Origin of the sequence: Streptomyces sp. CBMA123 (assembly GCF_014596465.1) — a bacterium.
Classification (GTDB): Bacteria; Actinomycetota; Actinomycetes; order Streptomycetales; family Streptomycetaceae; genus Kitasatospora.
The window spans coordinates 1-1648 of the sequence record NZ_MECK01000470.1 but is presented as its reverse complement, the minus strand read 5'-3'; the positions used below and the strand labels follow the sequence as shown (position 1 = coordinate 1648).

Below are 1648 nucleotides of genomic sequence, written 5' to 3'. Positions count from 1 at the left end.
GCGTTCGCGTCGGCCGGGCGAGTGTGCAGGGCGACGGGACGCCGGCCCGTGTCGTCAGGGGCTCCGACCTCGATCTGCACCTGGAGCGCGCCGCGCTCGGGAAGCAGGACGGGCGCGTGCAGGGTGAGTTCCTCGATGCGCCCGCAGCCGAGCTCGTCGCCGGCCCGGACGACCGCCTCGACCAGCGCGGCGCCGGGCACCACGACGGTCCCCGCGACGGCGTGGTCGGCGAGCCAGGGGTGGGTGTGCAGCGACCAGCGGGCGGTGGCCACCAGCCCGCCGCCCTGGGCGAGTTCGACGGCGGCGCCGAGCAGCGGGTGCTCCGGCGCGGCCAGCCCCGCCGTGGTGACGTCGCCGCCCGTCCCACCCGGGCGCGGCCAGTAGCGCTGCCGCTGGAACGGGTAGGTCGGCAGCTCGACGGCGCGCGCGCCGGTACCGGCGAAGAGCAGGTCCCAGTCCACCCGGGCGCCGTGGTTGCGGGCGTCGGCGAGGGCGAGGAGGAAGCGGCCGGGGCCGCCCTCGTCGCGGCGCAGGGTGCCGAGGGCGGCGGCGGGCAGGCCGCTGTCCTCGATCGTCTCCTGGACGCCGGTGGTCACCACGGGGTGCGGGCTGACCTCGACGAACACCCGGTGTCCGGCGGCCAGCAGGGTGCGGGTGGCCTGCTCGAACTCCACGGTGTGGCGCAGGTTGCGGTACCAGTAGGCGGCGTCCAGCCCGGCGGTGTCGAGCACGGTGCCGGTGACGGTCGAGCAGAACGGGACGTCGGCGCTGCGCGGGGCGATCGGCGCGAGGAGGTCGAGCAGCTCGTGCTCGATGCGCTCGACGTGGGCGGAGTGCGAGGCGTAGTCGACGGGGACGCGGCGGGCCCGCACGCCGGACCGCTCGCAGTCGGCGATCAGCTCGTCCAGGGCCTCGGGGTCGCCCGAGGCGACCACCGAGCCGGGGCCGTTGACGGCGGCGACGGAGATGCGCTCGTCCCAGCGCGTCAGGCGCTCGCGGACGGCGGCGACCGGCTCGGCCACCGAGACCATGCCGCCGAGGCCCGCGAGCTTGCGGATCGCCCGGCTGCGCAGGGCGACGACGCGGGCGGCGTCGTCCAGGGAGAGCGCGCCGGCCACGCAGGCGGCGGCGATCTCGCCCTGCGAGTGGCCGAGGACGGCGGCCGGTTCGACGCCGTGCGCGCGCCACAGTTCGGCGAGCGAGACCATGACGGCGAACAGCACTGGCTGCACGACGTCGACCCGCTCGAAGCCCGGCGCACCGGGCTCGCCGCGCAGCACGTCCGTCGCCGACCAGTCGGTGAACGGCTCCAGCGCGGCTGCGCACTCGGCGAAGCGCTGCGCGAACACCGGTGCGGTGTCGAGGAGTTCGACGGCCATGCCGGCCCACTGGGAGCCCTGGCCGGGGAAGACGAAGACCGGTGCGCCCTCCCCCGCGGCCTGGCCCTCCAGGACGGCGGGGGTGGCGCGGCCGTCGGCGAGCGCGTCCAGGCCGTCCAGGAGCGCCGCCCGGTCGGGCGCGACGACGGCCGCACGGTGCTCCAGGGCGGCTCGGGTGGTGGCGAGGGAGCGGGCGACGTCGTCGGGGGCGGGTTCGGCCGCACGGACGTGGGCGGCGAGCCGGCGAGCCTGCTCGCGCACGGCGTCGG

Annotated in this window: 1 protein-coding gene; it reads right to left on the bottom strand. The window is 77.4% G+C overall.

All coding sequences use genetic code 11. The annotated features are described in order from the left end of the window. On the bottom strand, positions 1 to 1648 hold a 1648-nt coding region (locus tag BG452_RS34525; protein WP_188308293.1), incomplete at both ends, for an acyltransferase domain-containing protein.